This is a genomic window from Pseudomonas sp. UFMG81 (assembly GCF_015354575.1).
Taxonomy (GTDB): Bacteria; Pseudomonadota; Gammaproteobacteria; order Pseudomonadales; family Pseudomonadaceae; genus Aquipseudomonas.
Genome location: NZ_JACAFQ010000005.1, coordinates 103,468 through 125,873, shown reverse-complemented (window position 1 = coordinate 125,873; position 22,406 = coordinate 103,468). Strand labels below are relative to the sequence as shown.

Annotated in this window: 18 protein-coding genes; 13 read left to right on the top strand and 5 right to left on the bottom strand. The window is 62.4% G+C overall.

Annotation, left to right across the window (positions count from 1 at the left end; translation table 11 throughout):
* Positions 1-13: 13 nt before the first annotated feature.
* Positions 14-148: a 50S ribosomal protein L34 gene (gene rpmH, locus IX761_RS05630; protein WP_003253163.1), complete on the bottom strand. Its 135-nt coding sequence runs from the start codon at positions 146-148 to the stop codon at positions 14-16.
* Positions 149-732: 584 nt separating this feature from the next.
* On the opposite strand from rpmH, the gene dnaA reads away from it, so the two are divergent.
* The 8 genes from dnaA (at position 733) to IX761_RS05590 (ending at position 11,516) form a co-directional block, all read left to right on the top strand.
* Positions 733-2,265, top strand: coding sequence for a chromosomal replication initiator protein DnaA (dnaA, locus tag IX761_RS05625; RefSeq protein WP_194788639.1), 1,533 nt, complete (start codon positions 733-735; stop codon positions 2,263-2,265).
* A gap of 40 nt (positions 2,266-2,305) precedes the next feature.
* Positions 2,306-3,409 (top strand): DNA polymerase III subunit beta, encoded by a 1,104-nt coding sequence (dnaN, locus tag IX761_RS05620; protein WP_194788638.1) that lies wholly within the window; start codon positions 2,306-2,308, stop codon positions 3,407-3,409.
* Between the two features lie 14 nt (positions 3,410-3,423).
* Positions 3,424-4,527 carry a DNA replication/repair protein RecF gene (gene recF, locus IX761_RS05615; RefSeq protein ID WP_194788637.1) on the top strand — a complete coding sequence of 368 codons (1,104 nt, stop codon included), beginning with the start codon at positions 3,424-3,426 and terminating at the stop codon, positions 4,525-4,527.
* Between the two features lie 4 nt (positions 4,528-4,531).
* Positions 4,532-6,952 carry a DNA topoisomerase (ATP-hydrolyzing) subunit B gene (gene gyrB, locus IX761_RS05610; RefSeq protein WP_194788636.1) on the top strand — a complete coding sequence of 807 codons (2,421 nt, stop codon included), beginning with the start codon at positions 4,532-4,534 and terminating at the stop codon, positions 6,950-6,952.
* 406 nt (positions 6,953-7,358) lie between these two features.
* Positions 7,359-8,174, top strand: a complete 816-nt coding sequence (locus tag IX761_RS05605) for a hypothetical protein (RefSeq protein WP_194788635.1) — start codon at positions 7,359-7,361, stop codon at positions 8,172-8,174.
* The gene (locus IX761_RS05600; protein WP_194788634.1) at positions 8,171-9,055 is read left to right on the top strand and encodes a hypothetical protein; all 885 of its coding nucleotides are present in this window, start codon (positions 8,171-8,173) and stop codon (positions 9,053-9,055) included. Before IX761_RS05605 ends, IX761_RS05600 begins: the two co-directional genes overlap by 4 nt.
* Before the next feature lie 22 nt (positions 9,056-9,077).
* Complete coding sequence (locus tag IX761_RS05595; RefSeq protein WP_194788633.1) at positions 9,078-10,673, top strand: asparaginase domain-containing protein; 1,596 nt, start codon at positions 9,078-9,080, stop codon at positions 10,671-10,673.
* A 30-nt stretch (positions 10,674-10,703) separates the two neighbouring features.
* Complete coding sequence (locus IX761_RS05590) at positions 10,704-11,516, top strand: hypothetical protein (protein WP_194788632.1); 813 nt, start codon at positions 10,704-10,706, stop codon at positions 11,514-11,516.
* A gap of 20 nt (positions 11,517-11,536) precedes the next feature.
* Here the strand turns inward: IX761_RS05590 and IX761_RS05585 are convergent, their stop codons facing one another.
* Positions 11,537-12,850: a sigma-54 interaction domain-containing protein gene (locus tag IX761_RS05585; RefSeq protein ID WP_194788631.1), complete on the bottom strand. Its 1,314-nt coding sequence runs from the start codon at positions 12,848-12,850 to the stop codon at positions 11,537-11,539.
* Between the two features lie 245 nt (positions 12,851-13,095).
* Here IX761_RS05585 and IX761_RS05580 point away from each other — a divergent pair, with 245 nt between their 5' ends.
* The 3 genes from IX761_RS05580 to IX761_RS05570 all read left to right on the top strand — a co-directional run bounded on the left by IX761_RS05580 (position 13,096) and on the right by IX761_RS05570 (position 16,139).
* Positions 13,096-13,980, top strand: coding sequence for an MBL fold metallo-hydrolase (locus tag IX761_RS05580; RefSeq protein ID WP_194788630.1), 885 nt, complete (start codon positions 13,096-13,098; stop codon positions 13,978-13,980).
* 63 nt (positions 13,981-14,043) lie between these two features.
* Positions 14,044-15,324 carry an NAD(P)/FAD-dependent oxidoreductase gene (locus tag IX761_RS05575; protein WP_194788629.1) on the top strand — a complete coding sequence of 427 codons (1,281 nt, stop codon included), beginning with the start codon at positions 14,044-14,046 and terminating at the stop codon, positions 15,322-15,324.
* Positions 15,321-16,139 carry a sulfite exporter TauE/SafE family protein gene (locus tag IX761_RS05570; RefSeq protein WP_194788628.1) on the top strand — a complete coding sequence of 273 codons (819 nt, stop codon included), beginning with the start codon at positions 15,321-15,323 and terminating at the stop codon, positions 16,137-16,139. Before IX761_RS05575 ends, IX761_RS05570 begins: the two co-directional genes overlap by 4 nt.
* Here the strand turns inward: IX761_RS05570 and IX761_RS05565 are convergent.
* The gene (locus IX761_RS05565) at positions 16,128-17,015 is read right to left on the bottom strand and encodes a LysR family transcriptional regulator (RefSeq protein WP_194788627.1); all 888 of its coding nucleotides are present in this window, start codon (positions 17,013-17,015) and stop codon (positions 16,128-16,130) included. The two genes, IX761_RS05570 and IX761_RS05565, sit on opposite strands and share 12 nt — an antisense overlap.
* Positions 17,016-17,312: 297 nt before the next feature.
* Between IX761_RS05565 and IX761_RS05560 the strand changes: the two genes are divergently transcribed.
* Both IX761_RS05560 and IX761_RS05555 read left to right on the top strand, forming a co-directional pair.
* Complete coding sequence (locus tag IX761_RS05560) at positions 17,313-18,962, top strand: GMC family oxidoreductase (protein ID WP_194788626.1); 1,650 nt, start codon at positions 17,313-17,315, stop codon at positions 18,960-18,962.
* A 97-nt stretch (positions 18,963-19,059) separates the two neighbouring features.
* A complete protein-coding gene (locus tag IX761_RS05555) occupies positions 19,060-20,679 on the top strand; it encodes an MFS transporter (protein ID WP_194788625.1) in 1,620 nt (539 codons plus the stop codon).
* A gap of 362 nt (positions 20,680-21,041) precedes the next feature.
* Here IX761_RS05555 and IX761_RS05550 read toward each other — a convergent pair whose 3' ends face one another.
* Both IX761_RS05550 and gmhB read right to left on the bottom strand, forming a co-directional pair.
* Positions 21,042-21,812 carry a lysophospholipid acyltransferase family protein gene (locus tag IX761_RS05550; protein ID WP_194788624.1) on the bottom strand — a complete coding sequence of 257 codons (771 nt, stop codon included), beginning with the start codon at positions 21,810-21,812 and terminating at the stop codon, positions 21,042-21,044.
* Between the two features lie 65 nt (positions 21,813-21,877).
* On the bottom strand, positions 21,878-22,405 hold the full coding sequence (gene gmhB / locus IX761_RS05545) for a D-glycero-beta-D-manno-heptose 1,7-bisphosphate 7-phosphatase (protein WP_194788623.1): 528 nt from the start codon (positions 22,403-22,405) through the stop codon (positions 21,878-21,880).
* Position 22,406 lies beyond the last annotated feature (1 nt).

Genomic DNA, 22,406 nt, shown 5'->3' with positions numbered 1-22,406 from the left:
CTGTGCCGGAAAATCAAATGGCCAGACGCTTACGGCCTTTGGCGCGACGACGCGACAGAACAGCACGGCCGTTCTTGGTGGCCATACGGGCACGGAAACCGTGGGTGCGGGCGCGCTTGATGGTGCTCGGTTGGAAAGTACGTTTCATGGCGTGTTACCTGGGTTTGTCGACGACGGGCCGGGATGGCCCCCTTTTTAAGAGACCGGCGATTCTAGAGAAAGCAAGGCAATAGGTCAATTTCCAACCAACCTTTCCTTATGGATGGCGATTTTCCAGGCCGAGGTCATGCAGGGCTTGAGAGGATCACCAACGGAAGCTCAACATGAAAAAAAGAAAGAGGGATATAAAAAGCTTTTCTGAAGAACTTATAGATCTTAAGTGGATAACCTTCTGTGGATAACCACCTCAAGGTCAATAAAATCGTCGTGTACAGAGATTCATAACCTTGTCGGTAACGGGTGTTCTCTCTGTGCTGGGGCTGCGGACAAGCTGTGAACGAAAAGGCCTGTTATCCACAGCTGATTTATCCACAGCTCAGAACCCAGGGTTGTGCATAGCCCTCATATGCATTTATCCACAGGGCTTATTCGCAGTGGTCGGAAGGTGTTTTGGTCGTTTTTTGGCGTGATCGACAGGGTTGTGCACGCCCTCTTATGTGGATAACTGGTCGCCCGCCCGGTACAATGGCGGTTTGTTTTTGCCTCATCCGGCTTTCAACTCAGGGGATATCCGTGTCAGTGGAACTTTGGCAGCAGTGCGTGGAGCTTCTGCGCGATGAACTGCCTGCCCAGCAATTCAACACCTGGATCCGTCCGCTACAGGTCGAAGCCGAAGGCGACGAGTTGCGCGTCTATGCGCCCAACCGCTTCGTGCTCGATTGGGTCAATGAAAAGTACCTGGGCCGCCTGCTGGAGCTGTTGGGTGAACAAGGCAACGGCATGGCTCCTGCGCTCTCCCTGCTGATCGGCAGCCGTCGCAGTTCAGCGCCACGTGCCGCACCCAATGCGCCGGTCAGCGCTGCTGTCGCCGCGAGCATGGCGCAACAGGCCAGCCCCCAGCAGGTTGCACAGATCGTCCTGCCCAGCGAGCCGGTTGCCGCGCCTGTTATCGAGCCGAACGCGAGCGAGGTCGAAGAACCCTCGTCCCGTGACAGTTTCGACAGCATGGCCGAGGCCAGCCCTGCACCCGCCAGCAGCGGCCGTACCGAACAACGCACCGTCCAGGTAGAAGGTGCGCTCAAGCACACCAGCTACCTCAACCGTACGTTCACGTTCGAAACGTTCGTCGAAGGTAAGTCCAACCAGCTGGCCCGCGCTGCGGCCTGGCAGGTGGCCGACAACCCCAAGCATGGCTACAACCCACTCTTCCTTTATGGCGGTGTTGGCCTGGGTAAGACCCACTTGATGCACGCTGTGGGTAACCACCTGCTCAAGAAGAACCCGAATGCCAAGGTTGTGTACCTGCATTCCGAGCGTTTTGTCGCCGACATGGTCAAGGCGTTGCAGCTGAACGCGATCAACGAGTTCAAGCGCTTCTATCGCTCGGTCGATGCACTGCTGATCGACGACATTCAGTTCTTCGCCCGCAAGGAGCGTTCGCAGGAAGAGTTTTTCCACACCTTCAACGCCCTGCTCGAGGGTGGTCAGCAGGTGATTCTCACCAGTGACCGCTACCCGAAAGAGATCGAAGGGCTGGAGGAGCGCCTTAAGTCGCGCTTTGGCTGGGGCCTCACGGTCGCCGTCGAGCCACCGGAGCTGGAAACCCGCGTGGCGATCCTGATGAAGAAGGCCGACCAGGCCAAGGTCGAGCTGCCGCACGATGCGGCGTTCTTCATCGCCCAGCGTATTCGCTCCAACGTGCGTGAACTCGAAGGTGCCCTGAAGCGGGTGATCGCTCACTCGCACTTCATGGGCCGCGACATCACCATCGAACTGATCCGCGAATCGCTCAAGGATCTGTTGGCGTTGCAGGACAAGCTGGTCAGTGTGGATAACATCCAGCGCACCGTGGCCGAGTACTACAAGATCAAAATCTCCGATCTGTTGTCCAAGCGCCGCTCGCGTTCCGTCGCGCGCCCGCGCCAGGTGGCCATGGCGCTGTCGAAAGAGCTGACCAACCACAGCTTGCCGGAGATCGGCGACATGTTTGGCGGCCGCGACCACACCACCGTGCTGCACGCCTGCCGCAAGATCAACGAATTGAAGGAATCCGACGCGGACATCCGCGAGGACTACAAGAACCTGCTGCGCACGCTGACGACCTGATGGCCGTCTGCGCAGCTAATTGAAGGCAAGGGACTAGACCATGCATTTCACCATTCAACGCGAAGCCCTGTTGAAACCCCTGCAACTGGTCGCAGGCGTCGTCGAGCGCCGCCAGACCTTGCCGGTCCTGTCCAACGTATTGCTGGTTGTGCAAGGCCAGCAACTGTCGTTGACCGGTACCGACCTGGAAGTCGAACTGGTTGGCCGCGTTCAGCTGGAAGAGCCGGCCGAACCGGGCGAGATCACCGTCCCGGCGCGCAAGCTGATGGACATCTGCAAGAGCCTGCCCAGCGACGTGCTGATCGACATCAAGGTCGACGAGCAAAAGCTGCTGGTCAAGGCCGGCCGTAGCCGCTTCACCCTGTCCACACTGCCGGCCAACGACTTCCCCACCGTGGAAGAAGGCCCGGGTTCGCTGACCTGCAACCTGGAGCAGAGCAAACTGCGCCGCCTGATCGAGCGCACCAGCTTCGCCATGGCCCAGCAGGACGTGCGTTATTACCTCAACGGCATGCTGCTGGAAGTATCCACCGACACCCTGCGCGCTGTCGCCACCGACGGTCACCGCCTGGCCCTGTGTGCCATGCAGGCGCCGATCGGCCAGGCTGATCGCCACCAGGTCATCGTGCCGCGCAAAGGTATCCTCGAGCTGGCGCGCCTGCTCACCGACCCGGAAGGCATGGTCAGTATCGTTCTGGGTCAACACCACATCCGCGCAACCACTGGTGAATTCACCTTCACCTCCAAGCTGGTGGATGGCAAGTTCCCGGACTACGAGCGCGTGCTGCCCAAAGGCGGCGACAAGTTGGTGATCGGCGACCGCCAGGCCCTGCGCGAAGCCTTCAGCCGTACCGCGATTCTGTCCAACGAGAAGTACCGTGGTATTCGCCTGCAATTGGCCGCCGGCCAGTTGAAGATCCAGGCCAACAACCCGGAACAGGAAGAGGCGGAAGAAGAAATCAGCGTCGACTACAACGGCAGCTCGTTGGAGATTGGCTTCAACGTCAGCTACCTGCTGGACGTGCTGGGTGTCATGACCACCGAACAGGTTCGCCTGATCCTGTCGGATTCCAACAGCAGTGCCCTGCTGCAGGAAGCTGGCAATGACGACTCTGCCTACGTTGTCATGCCGATGCGTCTGTAAACCGTAGTAGGCACATGTCCCTTCTACGTCTTTCGGTCACCGCGGTGCGCAACCTGCACCCGGTGACTCTCTCACCCTCCCCCCGCATCAACATCCTCTATGGCGCCAACGGCAGCGGCAAGACCAGTGTGCTCGAAGCTGTTCACCTGTTAGGCCTGGCTCGTTCGTTCCGCAGCACCCGGTTGAACCCTGTCATTCAGTACGAGCAAGCCACGTGCACGGTGTTTGGCCAGGTGGAACTTGCCGAAGGCGGTACCAGCAACCTGGGGGTTTCACGGGAGCGCCAGGGGGATTTCACCATTCGCATCGATGGGCAGAATGCGCGCAGTGCCGCACAGCTGGCCGAGATGCTACCGCTGCAACTGATCAACCCGGACAGTTTCAGGTTGCTAGAAGGCGCGCCCAAAGTACGGCGACAGTTCCTCGACTGGGGTGTGTTCCACGTGGAACCCCGCTTCATGGCAACCTGGCAGCGGCTGCAGAAGGCCCTGCGGCAGCGGAACTCATGGCTGCGGCATGGTACACTTGACGCCGTTTCGCAAGCCGCCTGGGATCGGGAGTTGTGTCTCGCCGGTGCGGAAATAGATGAATACCGTCGCAATTACATCAAGGCCTTGAAGCCCGTCTTCGAGCGAACCCTGAGCGAACTGGTCGAGCTGGACGGGTTGACCCTGAGCTACTACCGCGGCTGGGACAAGGACCGGGAACTCAACGAAGTCCTCGCTACCTCTCTCCTTCGCGATCAGCAGATGGGCCACACGCAAGCTGGGCCACAGCGTGCTGATCTGCGCCTTCGATTGGGCGCGAACAACGCCGCTGACATTCTCTCGCGGGGGCAGCAGAAGCTGGTGGTCTGTGCCCTGCGGATTGCCCAGGGGCATCTGGTCAGCCAGGTTCGTCGCGGTCAGTGTATTTATCTGGTAGATGACTTGCCGTCCGAGTTGGACGAACAGCATCGCCGCGCCCTGTGCCGCTTGCTTGAAGAATTGAACTGCCAGGTGTTCATCACCTGTGTAGACCACGAATTTCTGAGGGAAGGCTGGCAAACGGAAACGCCAGTCGCTTTGTTCCACGTGGAACAGGGCCGTATCACCCAGACCCACGACCATCGGGAGTGAAGGCATGAGCGAAAATCAAACGTACGACTCCTCCAGCATCAAGGTGCTGAAAGGGCTTGATGCCGTACGCAAACGTCCCGGCATGTACATTGGCGACACCGATGACGGCAGCGGCCTGCACCACATGGTCTTCGAAGTGGTCGACAACTCGATCGACGAAGCCCTGGCCGGACACTGCGATGACATCACCGTCATCATCCACCCGGACGAGTCCATCAGCGTCCGCGACAACGGCCGTGGCATCCCGGTCGATGTGCACAAAGAAGAAGGCGTTTCGGCAGCCGAGGTCATCATGACTGTGCTGCACGCCGGCGGTAAGTTCGACGACAACTCCTACAAGGTATCCGGCGGCCTGCACGGTGTAGGTGTGTCCGTGGTGAACGCCCTGTCCGAACAACTGGTACTCACCGTTCGCCGCAGCGGCAAGATCTGGGAGCAAACCTACGTCCATGGTGTGCCACAGGCACCGATGGCCGTTGTGGGTGAAAGCGAAACCACCGGTACCCACATCCACTTCAAGCCTTCGGCTGAAACCTTCAAGAACATCCACTTCAGCTGGGACATCCTCGCCAAGCGTATTCGCGAACTGTCGTTCCTGAACTCCGGCGTCGGTATCCTGCTGAAGGACGAGCGCAGCGGCAAGGAAGAGTTCTTCAAATACGAAGGTGGCCTGCGCGCGTTCGTTGAATACCTGAACACCAACAAGACCCCGGTCAACTCCCAGGTGTTCCACTTCAACGTACAACGCGACGATGGCGTGGGTGTCGAAGTCGCCCTGCAGTGGAACGACAGCTTCAACGAAAACCTGCTGTGCTTCACCAACAACATCCCGCAGCGCGACGGTGGTACTCACCTGGTCGGCTTCCGTTCCTCGCTGACCCGTAGCCTCAACAGCTACATCGAGCAGGAAGGCCTGGCCAAGAAGAACAAGGTTGCTACCACTGGTGACGACGCCCGTGAAGGTTTGACCGCAATCATCTCGGTCAAGGTACCGGACCCCAAGTTCAGCTCGCAGACCAAGGACAAGCTGGTTTCCTCGGAGGTGAAGACCGCCGTGGAACAGGAGATGAACAAGTACTTCGCCGACTTCCTGTTGGAGAACCCCAACGAAGCCAAGGCCGTGGTCGGCAAGATGATCGACGCTGCCCGTGCCCGTGAAGCCGCGCGTAAAGCCCGTGAGATGACCCGCCGCAAAGGTGCGTTGGACATCGCCGGCCTGCCGGGCAAACTGGCCGACTGCCAGGAGAAGGACCCCGCCCTCTCCGAACTGTACCTGGTGGAGGGTGACTCCGCCGGTGGTTCGGCCAAGCAAGGCCGCAACCGTCGCACCCAGGCGATCCTGCCGCTGAAGGGCAAGATCCTCAACGTCGAGAAAGCACGCTTCGACAAGATGATCTCCTCGCAGGAAGTCGGCACGCTGATCACCGCCCTGGGCTGTGGCATTGGCCGCGAAGAGTACAACATCGAGAAGCTGCGCTATCACAACATCATCATCATGACCGATGCTGACGTCGACGGTTCGCACATCCGTACCCTGCTGCTGACCTTCTTCTTCCGTCAACTGCCGGAGCTGGTCGAGCGTGGCTACATCTATATCGCCCAGCCGCCGCTGTACAAAGTGAAGAAGGGCAAGCAGGAGCAGTACATCAAGGACGACGACGCCATGGAAGAGTACATGACCCAGTCGGCCCTCGAAGATGCCAGCCTGCACCTGGACGAGTCGGCGCCAGCCGTTTCGGGTGTTCAGCTCGAAGCCCTGGTGAACGAATTCCGCGCGGTGATGAAGACCCTCAAGCGCTTGTCGCGCCTGTACCCGCAGGAGCTGACCGAGCACTTCATCTACCTGCCGGAAGTGACCCAGGAGCAACTGGCCGACCACGCCACCATGCAAGCCTGGCTGGTCAAGTTCCAGGAGCGCTTGAACAACTGCCAGAAGTCCGGCCTGACCTACGCGGCCAGCTTGCGCGAAGACAAGGAGCGCAATATCTGGCTGCCGGAAGTGGAAGTCACCTCCCACGGCCTGGCCAGCTACGTCACCTTCAACCGCGAGTTCTTCGGCAGCAACGACTACCGTTCGGTCGTCAACCTGGGCGCCAAGCTCGGTACCCTGCTGGGTGAAGGTGCCTACGTTCAGCGCGGCGAACGTCGCAAGGCGGTCACCGAGTTCAAGGAAGCCCTCGACTGGCTGATGAACGAAAGCACCAAGCGCCACACCATCCAGCGATACAAAGGGCTGGGTGAGATGAACCCGGACCAGCTGTGGGAAACCACCATGGACCCGACCGTGCGCCGCATGCTGAAGGTGACCATCGAGGACGCCATCGCCGCTGACCAGCTGTTCAACACCCTCATGGGTGACGCAGTTGAGCCACGTCGTGACTTCATCGAAAGCAACGCGCTGTCGGTGGCCAACCTGGACTTCTGATCCAGCCACGCTGTATCGAAAGCTGAAAAGGCCAACCCTAGGGTTGGCCTTTTTTATGCCTATCGAACGCTACATGTTCCACGTGGAACGTCCTTTTAGCACCTGTGGAAATTGCCGTTATTCACTCTGTTTAACTGTGAAAAATTAACGCGACATGGGCGCGCCGATGCGCTGGCAAAGCCCGCAAAGCCAACTAGGCTGAGCACACCTGAAACGGAAGTCATCAACATGCCATCACTTGCGCAGGACCGCGCTCCCCGGCATTTCGCCGCCTTCTCGACCTGGCCACGCCGTGTCGATGACCTCCCTCACTCGCACCTCCCCGGCTTTCAGTCCTGGTCGGCAGCCCCTGCGCTTGCCCGGCCGGATCCTGTTGTTCCACTCGACGCAACGAGGAGCAGTAGCCATGTGCACCATTGGAGCCGTGTTCAACGGCGGCAAGATCACCACCTTCAAGCAGTGCGACCTGATACCCGTCACGCACTTCAATGAGCCCGAGGTACGCCCCGGCAGCCAGGGTGGCTCTTACCTGGCCATGACCCGTCAGGGCAGCGCTGGGATCTGGGCGGGCTTCAACAGCCAGGGCGTCGCCTTCGTCGCTGCGGATGCCTATACCACCACCGCCGCCAACTACTACGCCAGCGGTGAACAGGTCTCGGCGCTGTTCCAGGCCTACGAGGGCACGGTGAAGAATCATGGCACTGCCAAGGAGGCGGCGCAGAGCCTGGTGAACTTCTACCAAAACATGGGCGACGGCAAGCCCTTCCCCGCCCCCGATATCGCCCTGGTCAGCGGCTGGGCCGACGCCCAGCAAACACAGCAAGTGGCGATCTTCATCGAGTACATGCCCAACCCGTTCAACCAGGTGTCGGTACGGCAGATCGTTCGTACCGATGGTTTCTTCGCCTCGACCAACAACTTCCGCCTGCAACCGGACTCGGTGAACTATCCCGCCAACCACAGCACCTACCTGCGCCTCGACCGGGCAGAAAGAATCCTCCAGGCCGACCCGACGGCCAACGGTGTGAAGGCGTTGTTGAGCGACCAGTACTACGGCCGCACCGAGCTGTCGATCTGCCGCGAGACGGACTACCTCGGCACCGAGTTCCACACCCAGGCCACTGCAGTATTTACCGCCAGCCGTAACGAGGCCGTGTGTGAGTATCAGGTCAACGGCAACCCACGCACCAACCCACTGCGCATTTTCGGAGGCCAGCTATGAGCATCGAAGTGATCTTCGCCCTCAACGACAACCCATCGGTACTGCCGCCTACAGAGGGCTTCCATTATGTGGACCAAGGCAACTACCAGACTTTCGAACTGCGCCAAGGCCAGCCGCTGATCTGCTACTCGGACAGTGCCACTTCTTGCATCATCACCGCCGTCGTTGCCAGCCATGGTGCTCGCACGACGGTAACTTTGGCGCACCTGGACAGCCCCGCCTGCATCAGCTCGTTCTTCGATATCGTCGCGGCCCAGGCCGCCGACAGCTATCGCATCTACGCCCAGGGCGCCAACCCGCCCGACAACGACACCTCCAAGCAGAACGCCGCTCAACTGCAAACCTGCGTCGATAACCTCGGTGGCAAGGTGACCACCGCTGAGCTGTCATTGCTGCAGGGTGATCCACGCGAGCACAACCGAGGTGAATTCGGCTTGGCGTTCGACGGCGGCAACCTGGCTGTCGCCGGCAACCAGCCCTTCACCCTGCAATTGTTCCAGCGTGACCCCAGCTGCGGTGGGCAGACCGTCTACTGCATCATGCGCCGCCAGGAACAACCGCCCCGGCAGATCCGCGACGCCGCCCTGCCCTTCACCCACCAGGAGCTGGTGGAGCTGTCGTCCATTGCCCTCCAGTTCCGCAAGGATGCCAGCGATCCCGGCAGCGCCTTCACCAACATCGTCAACCTGGAGAGCGAAGAGATTCGCCAGAACTGGTCGACCACCCCGGCCTACGAGGCCCCATGGTTCTCCGACCAGCTCAAGCTGGGCGCCGCCTTCGCCATCGCCATGGCACCCGTGGTGAGCCTCAGCGAGCTGCACCTGCGCAAGACCACCCCACCTTCCTTCGCACGCCTGCGCAAGGTGTTGCTGAGCCGTTGAGCCGAGCAGAGGACGCACGCTCATGAAAATTGCAGTCATCAATACCGGCGGTACCATCAGTTGTGTCGGTAACCCTCTGGCACCAATGACGGCCCAGCGCTTTGCCCAGGCCAGCCAGCAGTTGATCGACCCGATCCTGCGCCAGCAGTTTCCCGACCTGCAGGTCGACTACCTGACGTCGGTCACCTTCCCCGAGTCCAGCACCCAGACCCTCGACAGCACCAACTTGCAGCCGAGCGACTGGTGCATCATGGCCAAGGGCATCCTCGACAACTATGCGCGCTACGACGGCTTCGTCGTGCTGCACGGTACCGACAGCATGGACTTCAGCGGTACCGCGCTGTCGCTGCTGCTCAACAGTTTCGACAGCCGTGGCGTCGGCACTGCCGTGCTGAGCAAGCCGGTGATCATCACCGGCTCGCAGATGCCGCTGTACTACGAGGCCAATGGCAGCACCGACCTGTCGCTGAACTTCAACACCGACGCCTTCCAGAATGTCTGCGGTGCCGTCGCCCTGGCCCAGAGCGGCATCCCGGAAGTGGGCGTGTATTTCCAGAATCACCTCTACCGGGGCAACCGGGCGGTGAAGACCAACGCCAGCGAGTTCGACGCCTTCCACTCGCCCAACTACCCTGCGCTGGCCGAATACGGCGTCGAGCTCTCGCTGTTCAATGCCCAGTGGTTGCCGGGGCCGGTGCATGTCAGTGTCAGCCTGGACAACGCCGAGGTGCTGGCCGCCCAACAAGCGACCCTGGCCGTGACCACCAGCGCAATCGACAGCTTCCCGGTCATGCAGCTCAATGCCTTCCCGGCGCGTTACAGCCAATCGCCGGCCACCTCGTTCATGGCCGACCTGATCAAAGCAGTGGTGGCTGCCGGGGCCAGCGGGATCATTCTCGAGTCCTACGGCGAGGGCAACTTCCCTTCCGGCAACCCGGACAACCCGCAGCAGGGCGCGATCTACCAAGCGTTGGCCATGGCCAACGAGCAGGGGGTGAACATCGTCGACTGCACCCAGGTGATCGCCGGCACCGTCAACAACAGTGCCTACGCCGCCGGTGCGTGGTTGCCACAGGTGGGTGCGCTGGCGCCCGCGGACATGACCCCCATGGCCGCGTTGGCCAAGCTGATGATTTTGATGGCCCAGGCCAAAGCCAATGGCTGGAGCCGCGACCAGGTGCAGAGCCTGTTCCAGACCAACCTGGTCGGCGAGATGCACAGCGTCAATCAGCTCGACAGCCGCAGCAACACCACGCTGCTGCCGGGCCAGGCGATCAGCGCCCTGGATGGCAGCGCCCGGCTGCTCAACGACCCGCAACGTGGCCCGCTACTGCTCGGTGCCAGCACCACCACGCCGCTCTGGCAATTGCCCAGCGCCCCCGCCAGCAGCGCCCTGCCCGGCCGCCTGGTGATGCAGGACGACGGCAACCTGGTGTTCTACGGCCGCGACAACCAGGCGCTGTGGGCGACCAACACCGGTGAGGCGGATGGCGCTTCTTCACGGCTGCTGATCAGCGGCCGTTACAACGCCGGCTCACCGTCGGCGAGCACGCTGAAGCTGCAAGTGCTCAATTACTCGGCGGACACCATCACCGCCACCTTGTACCCGACTGCCTGACGCAATCACACCTTACGAGAGGATCGAGCGATGTCTGCATTCAAACGGCAATTCAAGCTCAGTGGCATGGTCGCCCCGCAGGATCAGTTCCACCAGCTCATCGTCGGCGCCGCCGCCCTGGCGGCGGCGCCCGGGGAGCAATACATCGCACCGAAGGTGGTGCAGGTGAAGATCGTCTATCCGCAGCAGGAGACCATCGGTGTGCCGCAGTACGCCGACACGGTGGTCGGTGAGGCGGCGGGCCGCTATGACCCGGCAGGCGACTGCCAGGGCAACTTCATGTCGTACAAGTTCCAGCCCAACAACAACTGCTACGCCTACGGCTGCAACATCACCCCCAACACCTTCCCGCAGCCCGGGCGCCAGAGCGGCTACCTGCTGACTGCCGCCGACTTCAAGAAGTCGAAAGACGAGTTGGGCGCATTGGTCAGCGGCTATGCGGTGAAAGATGGCTTGCAGATGGCCGGGCGTAACCTGAAGGAACTGATGGAGTTCAAGTCGAGCAAGCAAGGCACCAACCCTGGCGGCGTCGGCGCGGGCTACCTGGGAGGTCACTTCGTGGCGCTGATGGTCTCCCCGGCCGGTGATGCCAACTGGCCGGGCGACTACCACTGGGCACGCTGCGACAATTCCTCCGGTAGCTGCGATTCGTGGTCGCAGAAGGACGGTGGCGACCAGGTCACCAATTTCGACTTCGCCGGCAATCCGATCAGCAACCCGATGGTCGCCAACTGGACCGTCAACCAAGGGCCGGTGTCCTCCAGCGACTCCCGCGAGCTGGTAGCCGAGTACGACTTCTACTGCTTCATGTTCGTGCCTGAGCAGGGCGTGAACATCATCTGACCTTCATCGGTGCCGGGCATTCAGGTGTCCTGGATGCCCAGCGCCTTCAGGCGGCGGTACAGGGTACGTTCGCTCATGCCCAGGTGCTGCGCCAGTTCGCTGCGCGACCCTTCGAAACGGTTCAAGGCTTCGGCCAGCTCGCCGAGCTGGCGGCGTGCCCGTGGCCGGCGCTCACCGGGCAAGCTCGATGGCGTGTCGTGCATCTCCTCAGGTAGATGCTCCAGGCGGATCACCCCTTCATCGGCAAATAGCCGTGCGCGTTCGAGGATGTTGCGCAGCTCGCGGATGTTACCCGGGAATCCGTACAGTGCCAGACGCTGCAGGGCTTGGCCGTCGATCTCGGGCGCCGCCTTGCCAGCCATGCGCGCCAACAGGCTTTCGATCAGCAGTGGCAGGTCATCGATACGCTCGCGCAACGCCGGCAGGCGTATCGGGAAGCCACTGATCCGGTAGTACAGGTCTTCACGGAAGCTACCGACGTTGGCCATTTCCCTGAGTGGCTTGTGGGTGGCCGAGATCAGGCGGAAGTCAGAATGAACCGTGCGCGTGCTGCCCACCGGGCGGAAGCTGCCGGACTCGATCAGGCGCAGCAGCTTCACCTGCATGGCCAACGGCACTTCACCGATCTCGTCGAGGAACAGCGTGCCGCCGTGGGCTGCTTCGGCCAGGCCGATTTTGCGCTGGGTGGCACCGGTGAAGGCACCCTTCTCGTAACCGAACAGCTCGCTCTCGAACAACGACTCGGTCAGCCCGGTGCAGTCCACCACCACCAACGGGCCATTGGCTCGAGGGCTGCCCAGGTGCAAGGCGCGGGCGAACAACTCTTTACCCGTGCCGGATTCGCCCTGCAGCAATACCGGAATCTGCGCTGGCGCTGCGCGCTGCAAGCTGGCGACCGCTGCCTTGAAAGCCGGTGCCCGGCCAACCAACCCCTGCTGCTGCGGTTGCGCCGAGGCCAGGGTCACGCTGCTCAACCGTTCGACGAAAGCGACCACCCTGCCCTGGTCGTCGAGGATCGGCCGCAGCTCGACATCCACATGTTCAGGCCCGCGTGGGGTGTGGTGGATGTGCAGCACGCGCTCGGGCACCTTGCTGTCCAGCGACTTGCGCAGCGGGCAATGTTCGCCGGCCTGGTCGCAGGGCACGGCGTAGTGGTGGGACACGCGGTGGCACTTCTGGCCCACGGGGGCCTGCTCGGCGTGGCCGAACTGGCGACGGTAGGCGGCGTTGGCGGCGAGGATGTTGTAGTCGGTGTCGAGGACGATGCTGGGCAGCACATCGTGTTCGAGGTAGGACACCAGCGCGAGGATCGCGGGATGGGAAGCGGCAAGCATGACGGCACCAGGTGAAAGACCTGGCGAGGGTAGCAAGGACTGCCAATCACTGCCATTGGCTGACAGTCGACTGCCAGGAACTGTCACTTCTACGGCGTTGGAGGGGGCCGTTGCGCGGCTCTGTCGCGGCACAAGGCCGCGCCTACAGGGGCTGCGTCCATCAGAAAGGCATGGCATGCATCTTGATAAAGCACGCGGTACTGCCTAAGCCTTCAAGGAGGCCCGGTGGATAACTGGAGAGTGCAATGATCATCGGCAACAACCTTCACGTCGAAGCGTTCTTCGACAAAGCGACCTCGACCCTCAGTTACCTGGTGATGGACGGCGAGACGCGCCAGTGCGCGCTGATCGATAGCGTGCTGGACTACGACCCCAAGTCCGGGCGTACCTGCACCGCTTCGGCGGACCAGCTGATTGCCCGCGTGAATGAGTTGGGCGCCAAGGTGCAGTGGATCCTGGATACCCATGTGCATGCCGATCACCTGTCCGCCGCGGCGTACCTCAAGAAAGAACTCGGCGGCAGTATCGCCATCGGCGCGCAGATCACCCAGGTACAGAAAGTCTTCGGCACGCTGTTTAACGCCGAGCCCGGTTTCGCTCGGGACGGCAGCCAGTTCGACGTGCTGTTCGAGGATGAAGAAGGTTTCCGAATCGGCAACCTGCACGCCCGCGCCTTGCACACCCCCGGGCATACGCCGGCCTGCATCAGCTACATGGTTCAGGATGCGGGCGAGATCGCCGTGTTCGTTGGCGACACGCTATTCACCCCGGACTACGGCACCGCCCGTTGCGACTTCCCCGGCGCCAGCGCGCGTACCCTGTACCAGTCGATCCGCCGCTTGCTGGCCTTCCCCGACCAGACCCGGCTGTTCATGTGCCACGACTACCTGCCGGGTGGCCGCGAGCTTTGCTACGTCACCACGGTGGCCGAGCAACGCGCTCACAACATTCACATTAAGGAAGGCGTCAGCGAGGACAGCTTCGTCCAGATGCGCGAAGCCCGCGACAAGACCCTCGACATGCCCGTGCTGATCCTGCCGTCGGTGCAGATCAACATGCGCAGCGGGCAGTTCCCTGAGCCGGAAGCAAACGGCGTGAGCTACCTGAAGATCCCGCTCAACAAGCTTTAGATTGCTATCGCCGGCAAGCCGGCGATGGGGCGCCACCCTAACTAGATTTCAAGGAACACCGCCATGCCTGCCCTGCAGTCCCCTGCCGATACCTCCCGTGCCGACCACCACAAGGTGGTGATCGTCGGCGCTGGCGCCGCCGGTATCGCCACCGCGTCCAGCCTGATCGCCCGTGACCCGTCGCTGGATATCGCCCTGATCGACCCTGCCGAGGTGCACTACTATCAGCCCGGCTGGACCATGGTCGGCGCCGGGGTGTTCAAGGCACCGAGCACCGCCCAGACCATGGCCGCGACCCTGCCCCGTGGTGTGCGCTGGATCAAGGCGCGGGTGGAAGGCTTCGATCCCCAGGGGCAACTGGTCCTGCTCGAGGATGGCCGCGCCGTCAGTTATGAACAGCTGGTGGTCTGCCCAGGCCTCAAGCTCGACTGGAAGGCCATCGAGGGTTTGAGCGACACCCTCGGCCGTAACGGCGTCACCTCCAACTACCGCTACGACCTGGCGCCCTACACCTGGGAGCTGGTGCAGAACCTCAAGCAAGGCCGCGCCTTGTTCACCCAGCCACCGATGCCGATCAAATGCGCGGGTGCGCCGCAGAAGGCCCTGTACCTGTCCTGCGATCACTGGTTGCGCAACGGCCAACTGGGCAATGTCAGGGCCAGCTTCTTCAACGCGGGCGCCGTGCTGTTCGGCGTGCCAGACTACGTGCCCGCCTTGATGAGCTACATCGACAAGTACGGCATCGACCTCAACTACCAGCAGCGCCTCACGGCGGTGGACGGCCCGAACAAGCGCGCCACGTTCGTCCGCACACTGCCCGACGGCAGCAGCGAAACCCGCGTCGAAGCCTTCGACATGCTGCATGTGGTGCCGCCGCAAGTGGCGCCCGACTTCATCCGCACCAGCCCATTGGCCGACGCCGCCGGCTGGGTGGATGTCGAACCGCACACCCTGCGCCACCGCCAGTTCGGCAATATCCACGCCCTGGGCGACGTGGCCAACACCAGCAACGCCAAGACCGCCGCCGCCGCGCGCAAGCAGGCGCCGGTGGTGGCCAACAACGTGCTGGTGGCGCTTGGTCGCCTGTCGAGCCTGGCGCAGTACGACGGCTATGGCTCCTGCCCGTTGACCGTGGAGCGTGGCAAGATCGTGCTCGCCGAGTTCACCTATGGCGGCAAGCTGGCGCCGAGCTTCCCCCGTTGGCTGCTCGACGGGCGCCAGCCCACCCGCCTGGCCTGGCTGCTCAAGGCTCGGATCCTGCCGCCGCTGTACTGGAAGGCGATGCTCAAGGGCCGTGAATGGATGGCCAGGCCACAGCCGCTGGTGGTCGAGGCACAGCAGTGATCGAACATCAGCTGTTGGGTGCAGGGCTGGGCGCAATCATTGGCGCGGTGCTGGCGCTGACCGGCGCCGGTGGCGGCATCCTCGCCGTGCCGCTGCTGGTGTTCGGGTTGGGCCTGAGCATGGTCGAGGCGGCGCCGATCGGTTTGCTGGCCGTGGGCATGGCCGCGGCAGTAGGCGCCGTGCTCGGCTTGCGCGAAGGCTTGGTACGTTATCGCGCTGCGCTATTCATCGCACTGATTGGCATCGTCGCCGCGCCCTTCGGCCTGATGCTCGCCCATCAATTGCCCAATACACCGTTGGCGCTGGTGTTCGCCGGGGTGCTGGTCTACGCCTGCCTGCGCATCTGGCGCAAGGCGGCCAGCCAACTGCGCGGCGATGCCAATGACGCCCATCGTTTCATCGAGCCCTGCGTGCTCAACCCCTTGCAGGGGCGCTTGCGCTGGACCCTGCCCTGCGCGCGGGCGCTGGCCTTTACCGGCTTGATGTCGGGGTTGCTGTCCGGCCTGCTGGGCGTGGGCGGTGGCTTCGTGATCATCCCGGCCTTGAACCGCTACACCAACCTGCGCATGAAAAGCATCGTCGCCACCTCGCTGGCGGTGATCGCCCTGGTGTCCACCGGTAGCGTGGTGAGCGCCAGCGTGGCCGGCGTGATGCACTGGCAGGTGGGGGCGCCCTTCGCCATCGGCGCGGTCATCGGCCTGCTGCTGGCGCGCCCGCTGGCCGCCCGCATCGCCGGGCCACGCCTGCAACAACTGTTTGCCGTGGCCGGTATCAGCGCCGCCGTGCTGCTGGCCGGCAAGGCGCTACTCGGCTAGCAGTTCATCCTGCTCGGCGGCGCACAGCGCCAACAGGTAATCCCACACCACCCGCAGGCGCACCGACTTGTGCAGTTCGCGGCGGGTACAGATCCAGTAGCTGCGCTGGATGGTTTCGCTGGGCAGCACGCGCACCAGCTTCGGGTCGTGGCGGGCCATGTAGTTGGGCAGCACGGCAATGCCCAGCCCGGCCTGGGCGGCATGCTGCTGGGCGATCACGCTGGTGCTGCGGAAGGCCACGTTGGGCGAACGGCAAAAACTGTTGAGGAACAGCAGTTCCTGGCTGAACAGCAGGTCGTCGACGTAGCCGATCCAGCTGTGCCGGGCCAGGTCCTCGCGGTTGCGTAGCGGCGGTGCGCGGTCCAGATACGCCTGGCTGGCGTACAGCGCCAGGCGGTAGTCGGTGAGCTTGCGGGTGATCAGCAGGTCGGCGTTGGGGCGCTCCAGGTGAATGCTGATCTCGGCTTCGCGGTTGAGGATGCTGACAAAGCGCGGCACCGCCACCAGCTCAACTTCCAGCCCCGGGTAGCGCTCGAACAAGGCGTTCATCCGCGGGGTGAAGAACATGATGCCGATGCCTTCGGTCACCCCCAGGCGCACCTTGCCCAGCGGGGTGATGGCCTGGGTGATTTCTTCCTGCGCCAGCAGCGCGACGTTTTCCATGGCCTCGGCGTGCTTGAGCAGGGCCTGGCCGGAGGGGGTGAGGTCGTAGCCCTGGGCGTGCTGGACGAACAGCGCGGTGCCCAGGCTTTTTTCGATGCTCTCGATATGCCGGGCCACGGTGCTGTGGGTGGTGTTGAGGCGCTTGGCGGCGGTGAGCAGCCGGCCGCTGCGCTGCAACTCGAGGAAAAACCGCAGATCGTTCCAGTCGAACATGCTGATCCCTGTGCATTTCAGACGCCGCGAAATCTTGTGTAGGAGCGGCCTTGTGTCGTGATGGGGCGCGCAGCGGCCCCAAATGATGCACGCGGTGTTTCAGGTAGACCGCGTCTGCATTATCAGGGCCGCTTCGCGCCCCATCGCGACACGAGGCCGCTCCTACAGGGATTCGTGCTGTGGCATTGATTGCTGTGCTAAAACGCACAGCGGCTGCGCAAAATCTCGTGTTTCCTCGGCGAAATTAATCAATAAGATGGACCGGGACAAGAATAATAATCAGGCGCGAGGTTGCACATGCCATCAGCCGATTCTGTCTACGACTACGTGGTCGTGGGTGCCGGGCCCGCCGGTTGCCTGCTGGCCAACCGTCTGTCCGCCGACCCTGCCTGCCGCGTCCTGCTGCTCGAAGCCGGTGGGCGCGACAACTATCCCTGGATTCACATCCCTGTCGGTTACCTCTACTGCATCGGCAACCCACGCACCGACTGGTGCTTCAAGACCGAGGCCCAGCCCGGCCTGAACAGCCGCGCCCTGGGTTATCCACGGGGCAAGGTGCTCGGCGGTTGTTCCTCGATCAACGGCATGATCTACATGCGCGGCCAGGCCGCCGACTACGACCGCTGGGCAGACCTTGGCAACGACGGCTGGGCATGGAAGGACGTGCTGCCGTTGTTCAAGCAAAGCGAAAACCACTTCGCCGGCGCCAGCGACAGCCATGGCGGCGATGGCGAATGGCGGGTCGAGCAGCAGCGCTACAGTTGGCCGATTCTCGATGCCTTCCGTGACGCCGCCGAGCAGAGTGGCATCGCCAAGGTCGATGACTTCAACACTGGCGACAACGCAGGCTGTGGATACTTTCAGGTCAACCAGCGTAGCGGTGTGCGCTGGAACTCGGCCAAAGCCTTTCTCAAGCCCATCCTCAAACGGCCCAACCTGACGGTGCTGACCGGCGTCGAGGTCGACCAGGTGCTGCTCAACAACACCCGCGCTCGGGCGGTGAAGGCGCGCTGGCAAGGTGCATGGCATGAGTTTGCGGCGCGCCGCGAAATCATTCTCTGCGCCGGCTCCGTAGGCTCCCCCGGCATCCTCCAGCGCTCAGGCATCGGCCCGCGCAAGCTCCTCGAAGGGCTGGGCATCGCTGTGCGCCACGATATGCCTGGCGTCGGCGGTAACCTGCAGGATCACCTGCAACTGCGGCTGATCTACCAGATCCACAACACCCGCACCCTCAACCAGATGGCCAACAGCCTGTGGGGCAAACTGGGCATGGGCCTGCGCTACGCCTATGACCGCAGTGGCCCGCTGGCCATGGCACCGAGCCAACTGGGCGCGTTCGTCCGTTCCAGCCCGGAGCAGGCCACCGCCAACCTGCAATACCACGTGCAGCCGCTGTCGCTGGAGCGCTTCGGCGAGCCGCTGCATCGCTTCCCGGCCTTCACCGCCTCGGTGTGCAACCTGCGCCCGGTCAGCCGTGGGCGTATCGATATCCGCTCGGCGGACATGAGCGCCGCCCCCTTGATCGACCCCAACTACCTCAGTGCGCCCGAAGACCTGCAAGTGGCGGCAGACGCTATTCGTATGACCCGGCGCATCGTCCAGGCCCCTGCCCTGGCCGCTTTCGACCCTCGCGAATACCTGCCGGGCCCGGCCCTGCAGAGCGAAGAAGACTTGCATCAGGCCGCCGGCCAGATCGGCACCACCATCTTCCACCCGGTGGGCACCTGCCGCATGGGCAATGGCGCACTGGACGTTGTGGATAACCAGCTGCGTGTGCACGGCATTCCCGGCCTGCGCGTGGCCGACGCTTCGATCATGCCGCAGATCGTCTCCGGCAATACCTGTTCACCCACGTTGATGATCGCCGAGAAGGCGGCGCAACTGATCCTCAAGGGGGCTCACACCCAGACCAACCTCAACGACACCAGCGCGATACCGACGCCCTGACCCGGGTGTGTGCAACAGCGACGGCGCGTGGTCGCAGGCCGTCGACAGTGGAACAACAAGAATAATCACTGTGGCCTTCGGGCCGAGGACAGCAACGATGTCGGATTACATCCAGGAACAGGGGGCGGCTGCCAGCAGCTCCAGTGGTCGTGAAGAACGCAAGATCATTTTCGCGTCATCCCTCGGGACGGTGTTCGAGTGGTATGACTTTTTTCTCTATGGCGCACTGGCCGCGGTCATCAGCAAGCAGTTCTTCGCTGGGGTCAACGACACCACCGCCTTCATCTTCGCCCTGATGGCCTTCGCCGCCGGCTTCCTGGTGCGGCCGTTTGGCGCCCTGGTGTTCGGCCGGTTGGGTGACATGATCGGGCGCAAGTACACCTTCCTGGTGACCATCGTGCTGATGGGCCTGTCGACCTTCGCGGTCGGCCTGCTGCCCACCTACGCCAGTATCGGCATCGCCGCACCGATCATCCTGGTGATCCTGCGCATGCTCCAGGGCCTGGCCCTGGGCGGTGAGTACGGCGGCGCCGCCACCTATGTGGCCGAGCATGCACCCCACGGCAAGCGCGGTTTCCACACGGGTTTCATCCAATCCACCGCTACCCTTGGCCTTTTGCTGTCGCTGACCGTGGTGCTGGCCAGCCGCTACATCAGCGGCGATCAGTTCGAAACCTGGGGCTGGCGCCTGCCGTTCCTGCTGTCGATCTTCCTTCTGGCGATCTCCACCTGGATCCGCATGAGCATGCACGAGTCGCCGGCCTTCGTGAAAATGAAGGCCCAGGGCAAGGTGAGCAAGTCGCCGATCCGTGAGTCGTTCACCTCGTGGCCCAACCTCAAGGTGGTGCTCACTGCGCTGTTCAGCATCAACGCCGGGCAAGCGGTGACCTTCTATACCGCGCAGTTCTACGTGCTGTTCTTCATGACCCAGATGCTCAAGATGGACCCGGCACAAGCCAACACCCTGTTGATCATCAGTGTGATTATCGGCGCGCCGTTCTTCGTGTTCTTCGGCTGGCTGTCGGACCGCGTCGGGCGCAAGCCGATCCTGATGATCGGGCTGCTGCTGGCTACGGTCTGCTACTTCCCGATGTTCAAGGCGCTGAGCCATTACGCCAACCCGCAGATCGATGCCGCCAGCCGTCAAGCACCCATCGTGGTCAGCGCCAACCCGCAGGGCTGCACCTTCCAGTTCGACCCGGTGGGCAAGGCGCGTTTCGACAGCCCGTGCGACAAGGTCAAGACCTTCCTGGTCAAGCAGGGCCTGCCCTACAGCTCGGTTGCAGCCACGGGTAGCGACGTGTCGGTGAGCATCGGCGACAAGACCATCAACGGTTTCGACGAAGCGGCCATGCGCAGCGCCATCGAGGCGGCCGGCTACCCAGCCAAGGCCGACCCCGCCCAGGTGAACCAGGTGATGGTGGTGGTGCTGATCGTCGCCATGATCCTGATCGCCACCATGACCTACGGGCCACTGGCGGCGGTGATGGTCGAGCTGTTCCCTACACGTATCCGCTACACCTCGATGTCCCTGCCCTACCACATCGGCAACGGCTGGTTCGGTGGCTTCCTGCCGACGGTGTCGTTCGCGTTGGTGGTGTATACCGGGGATATCTTCTATGGGCTGTGGTACCCGGTGTTAATCACCGGGGTGAGCCTGGTAGTGGGCATTTTCTGCCTGAAAGAAACCAAGGATGTGGATATCGATAAGGTCTGATGGCTTGGGGCCGCTCTGCAGGGTTTGCACGAGCTCTGTAGGAGCGGCCTTGTGCCGCGAAAGGGCCGCAAAGCGGCCCCGCGAGTTATGAGGCGCCGCCAATATCGGGGGCTGCTGCGCAGCCCTTTCGCGGCACAAGGCCGCTCCTACAGAGGATGTGCAAGCTTCGGACCGCAGCGATGGATCAATGAACATTCAAGCACAAAAAAACCGGCGTAAAAGCCGGTTTTTTTATAGCGCGAAAAAACTTATGCACGATTTTCAGAAAAACGTCATACAGAGAAATAAACAGCTAATTCAATAACTTAGCGATTATTTCAGGCGACTCATGCAAAACTTGCTAACAAGTTATCCACAGATCGTCAGGCCGGCTGCTGCTCAGGGTTTTCAGCCACCGGCGGCAGCGAACCCATGGCCCGCTGGGTGGCTTCGTTCCAGCCCTGGGCACGGTCGTTGAGCTCGGCAATGGCGCGTGGCCCGGTGCCCACTGCATACATCGGTTCACCGATCACCACCTCGATGGTGCCCGGGCGCTTGCCCCAGCCCTCACGCGGCCAGAACTTGCCGGCGTTGTGAGCAATCGGCAGTACCGGCAGGCCGGCGTTCACCGCCAGCGCCGTGCCGCCGCGGGAGAACTTGCCGATCTGGCCGTGAGGCACGCGGGTGCCTTCGGGGAAGATCAGCACCCAGGTGCCCTGCTTGAGCAGCTCGTCACCTTGGCTGGCGACTTGGCGCAGGGCCTCTTTCGGATTCTTCCGGTCGATGGCGATCGGCCGCAGCATGGCCATGGCCCATCCGAAGAACGGCACGTACAGCAGCTCGCGCTTGAGCACCTGGCTCAGCGGCGAGAAGTACGCGGAGAGCAGGAATGTTTCCCAGGTGCTCTGGTGGTTCGACAGGATCACGCAGGGCACTTTCGGCACGTTCTCGGCGCCGGTGATCTTGTAGTCGATGCCCAGGATCGTGCGCACCAGGAACAGCGCGCAGCGGCACCAGTACACGTTGATGAACTTGTAGCGCTTGGCGAACGGCAGGAAAGGCGCGACGAAGAAGCTCAGCGAGCACCACAGCAGCGAACTGGTGCCCAACAGCAGGTAAAAAAGAAAGATTCTGATCGCCTGCAGGATCGACATAGTGGCAAGTACCGTTGCGGGGCGTGCCCGCCTGATGAAAAGTGCGCCGGTCCTGGCGCACTCATTTAAATAATTTTTCTGGCGATAGCTGCCAGATCGTCGAAAATCAGCGTAGTTTCCGGAACCCCTTTGTCCAGGGTCCTCTCGCCCTTGCCGGTTTTCACCAACACCGGTTGTGCATCGACGGCCAGCGCCGCCTCCAGGTCACCTTTGCTGTCACCGACGAACCACACGCCGGTCAGCGGCACCTGGTAGTGCTCGGCAATCGCCCGCAGCATGCCGGGCTTGGGCTTGCGGCATTCGCAGCCCTCATCCGGCCCATGCGGGCAATGCACGATGTAACCGACCTCGCCCCCCTGCTCGGCCACCAGCGCGCGCAGGCGCGCGTGCATGGCCTCGAGGGTTGCCGGCGAGTAATAGCCGCGGGCAATGCCGGACTGGTTGGTGGCCACGGCCACCGTCCAGCCGGCCTTGCTCAACTGCGCGATGGCCTCGATCGAGCCGGGAATGGGGACCCACTCCTCCAGCGACTTGATGTAGGCGTCGGAGTCGTGATTGATCACCCCGTCACGATCGAGAATCAGCAGTTTCAAG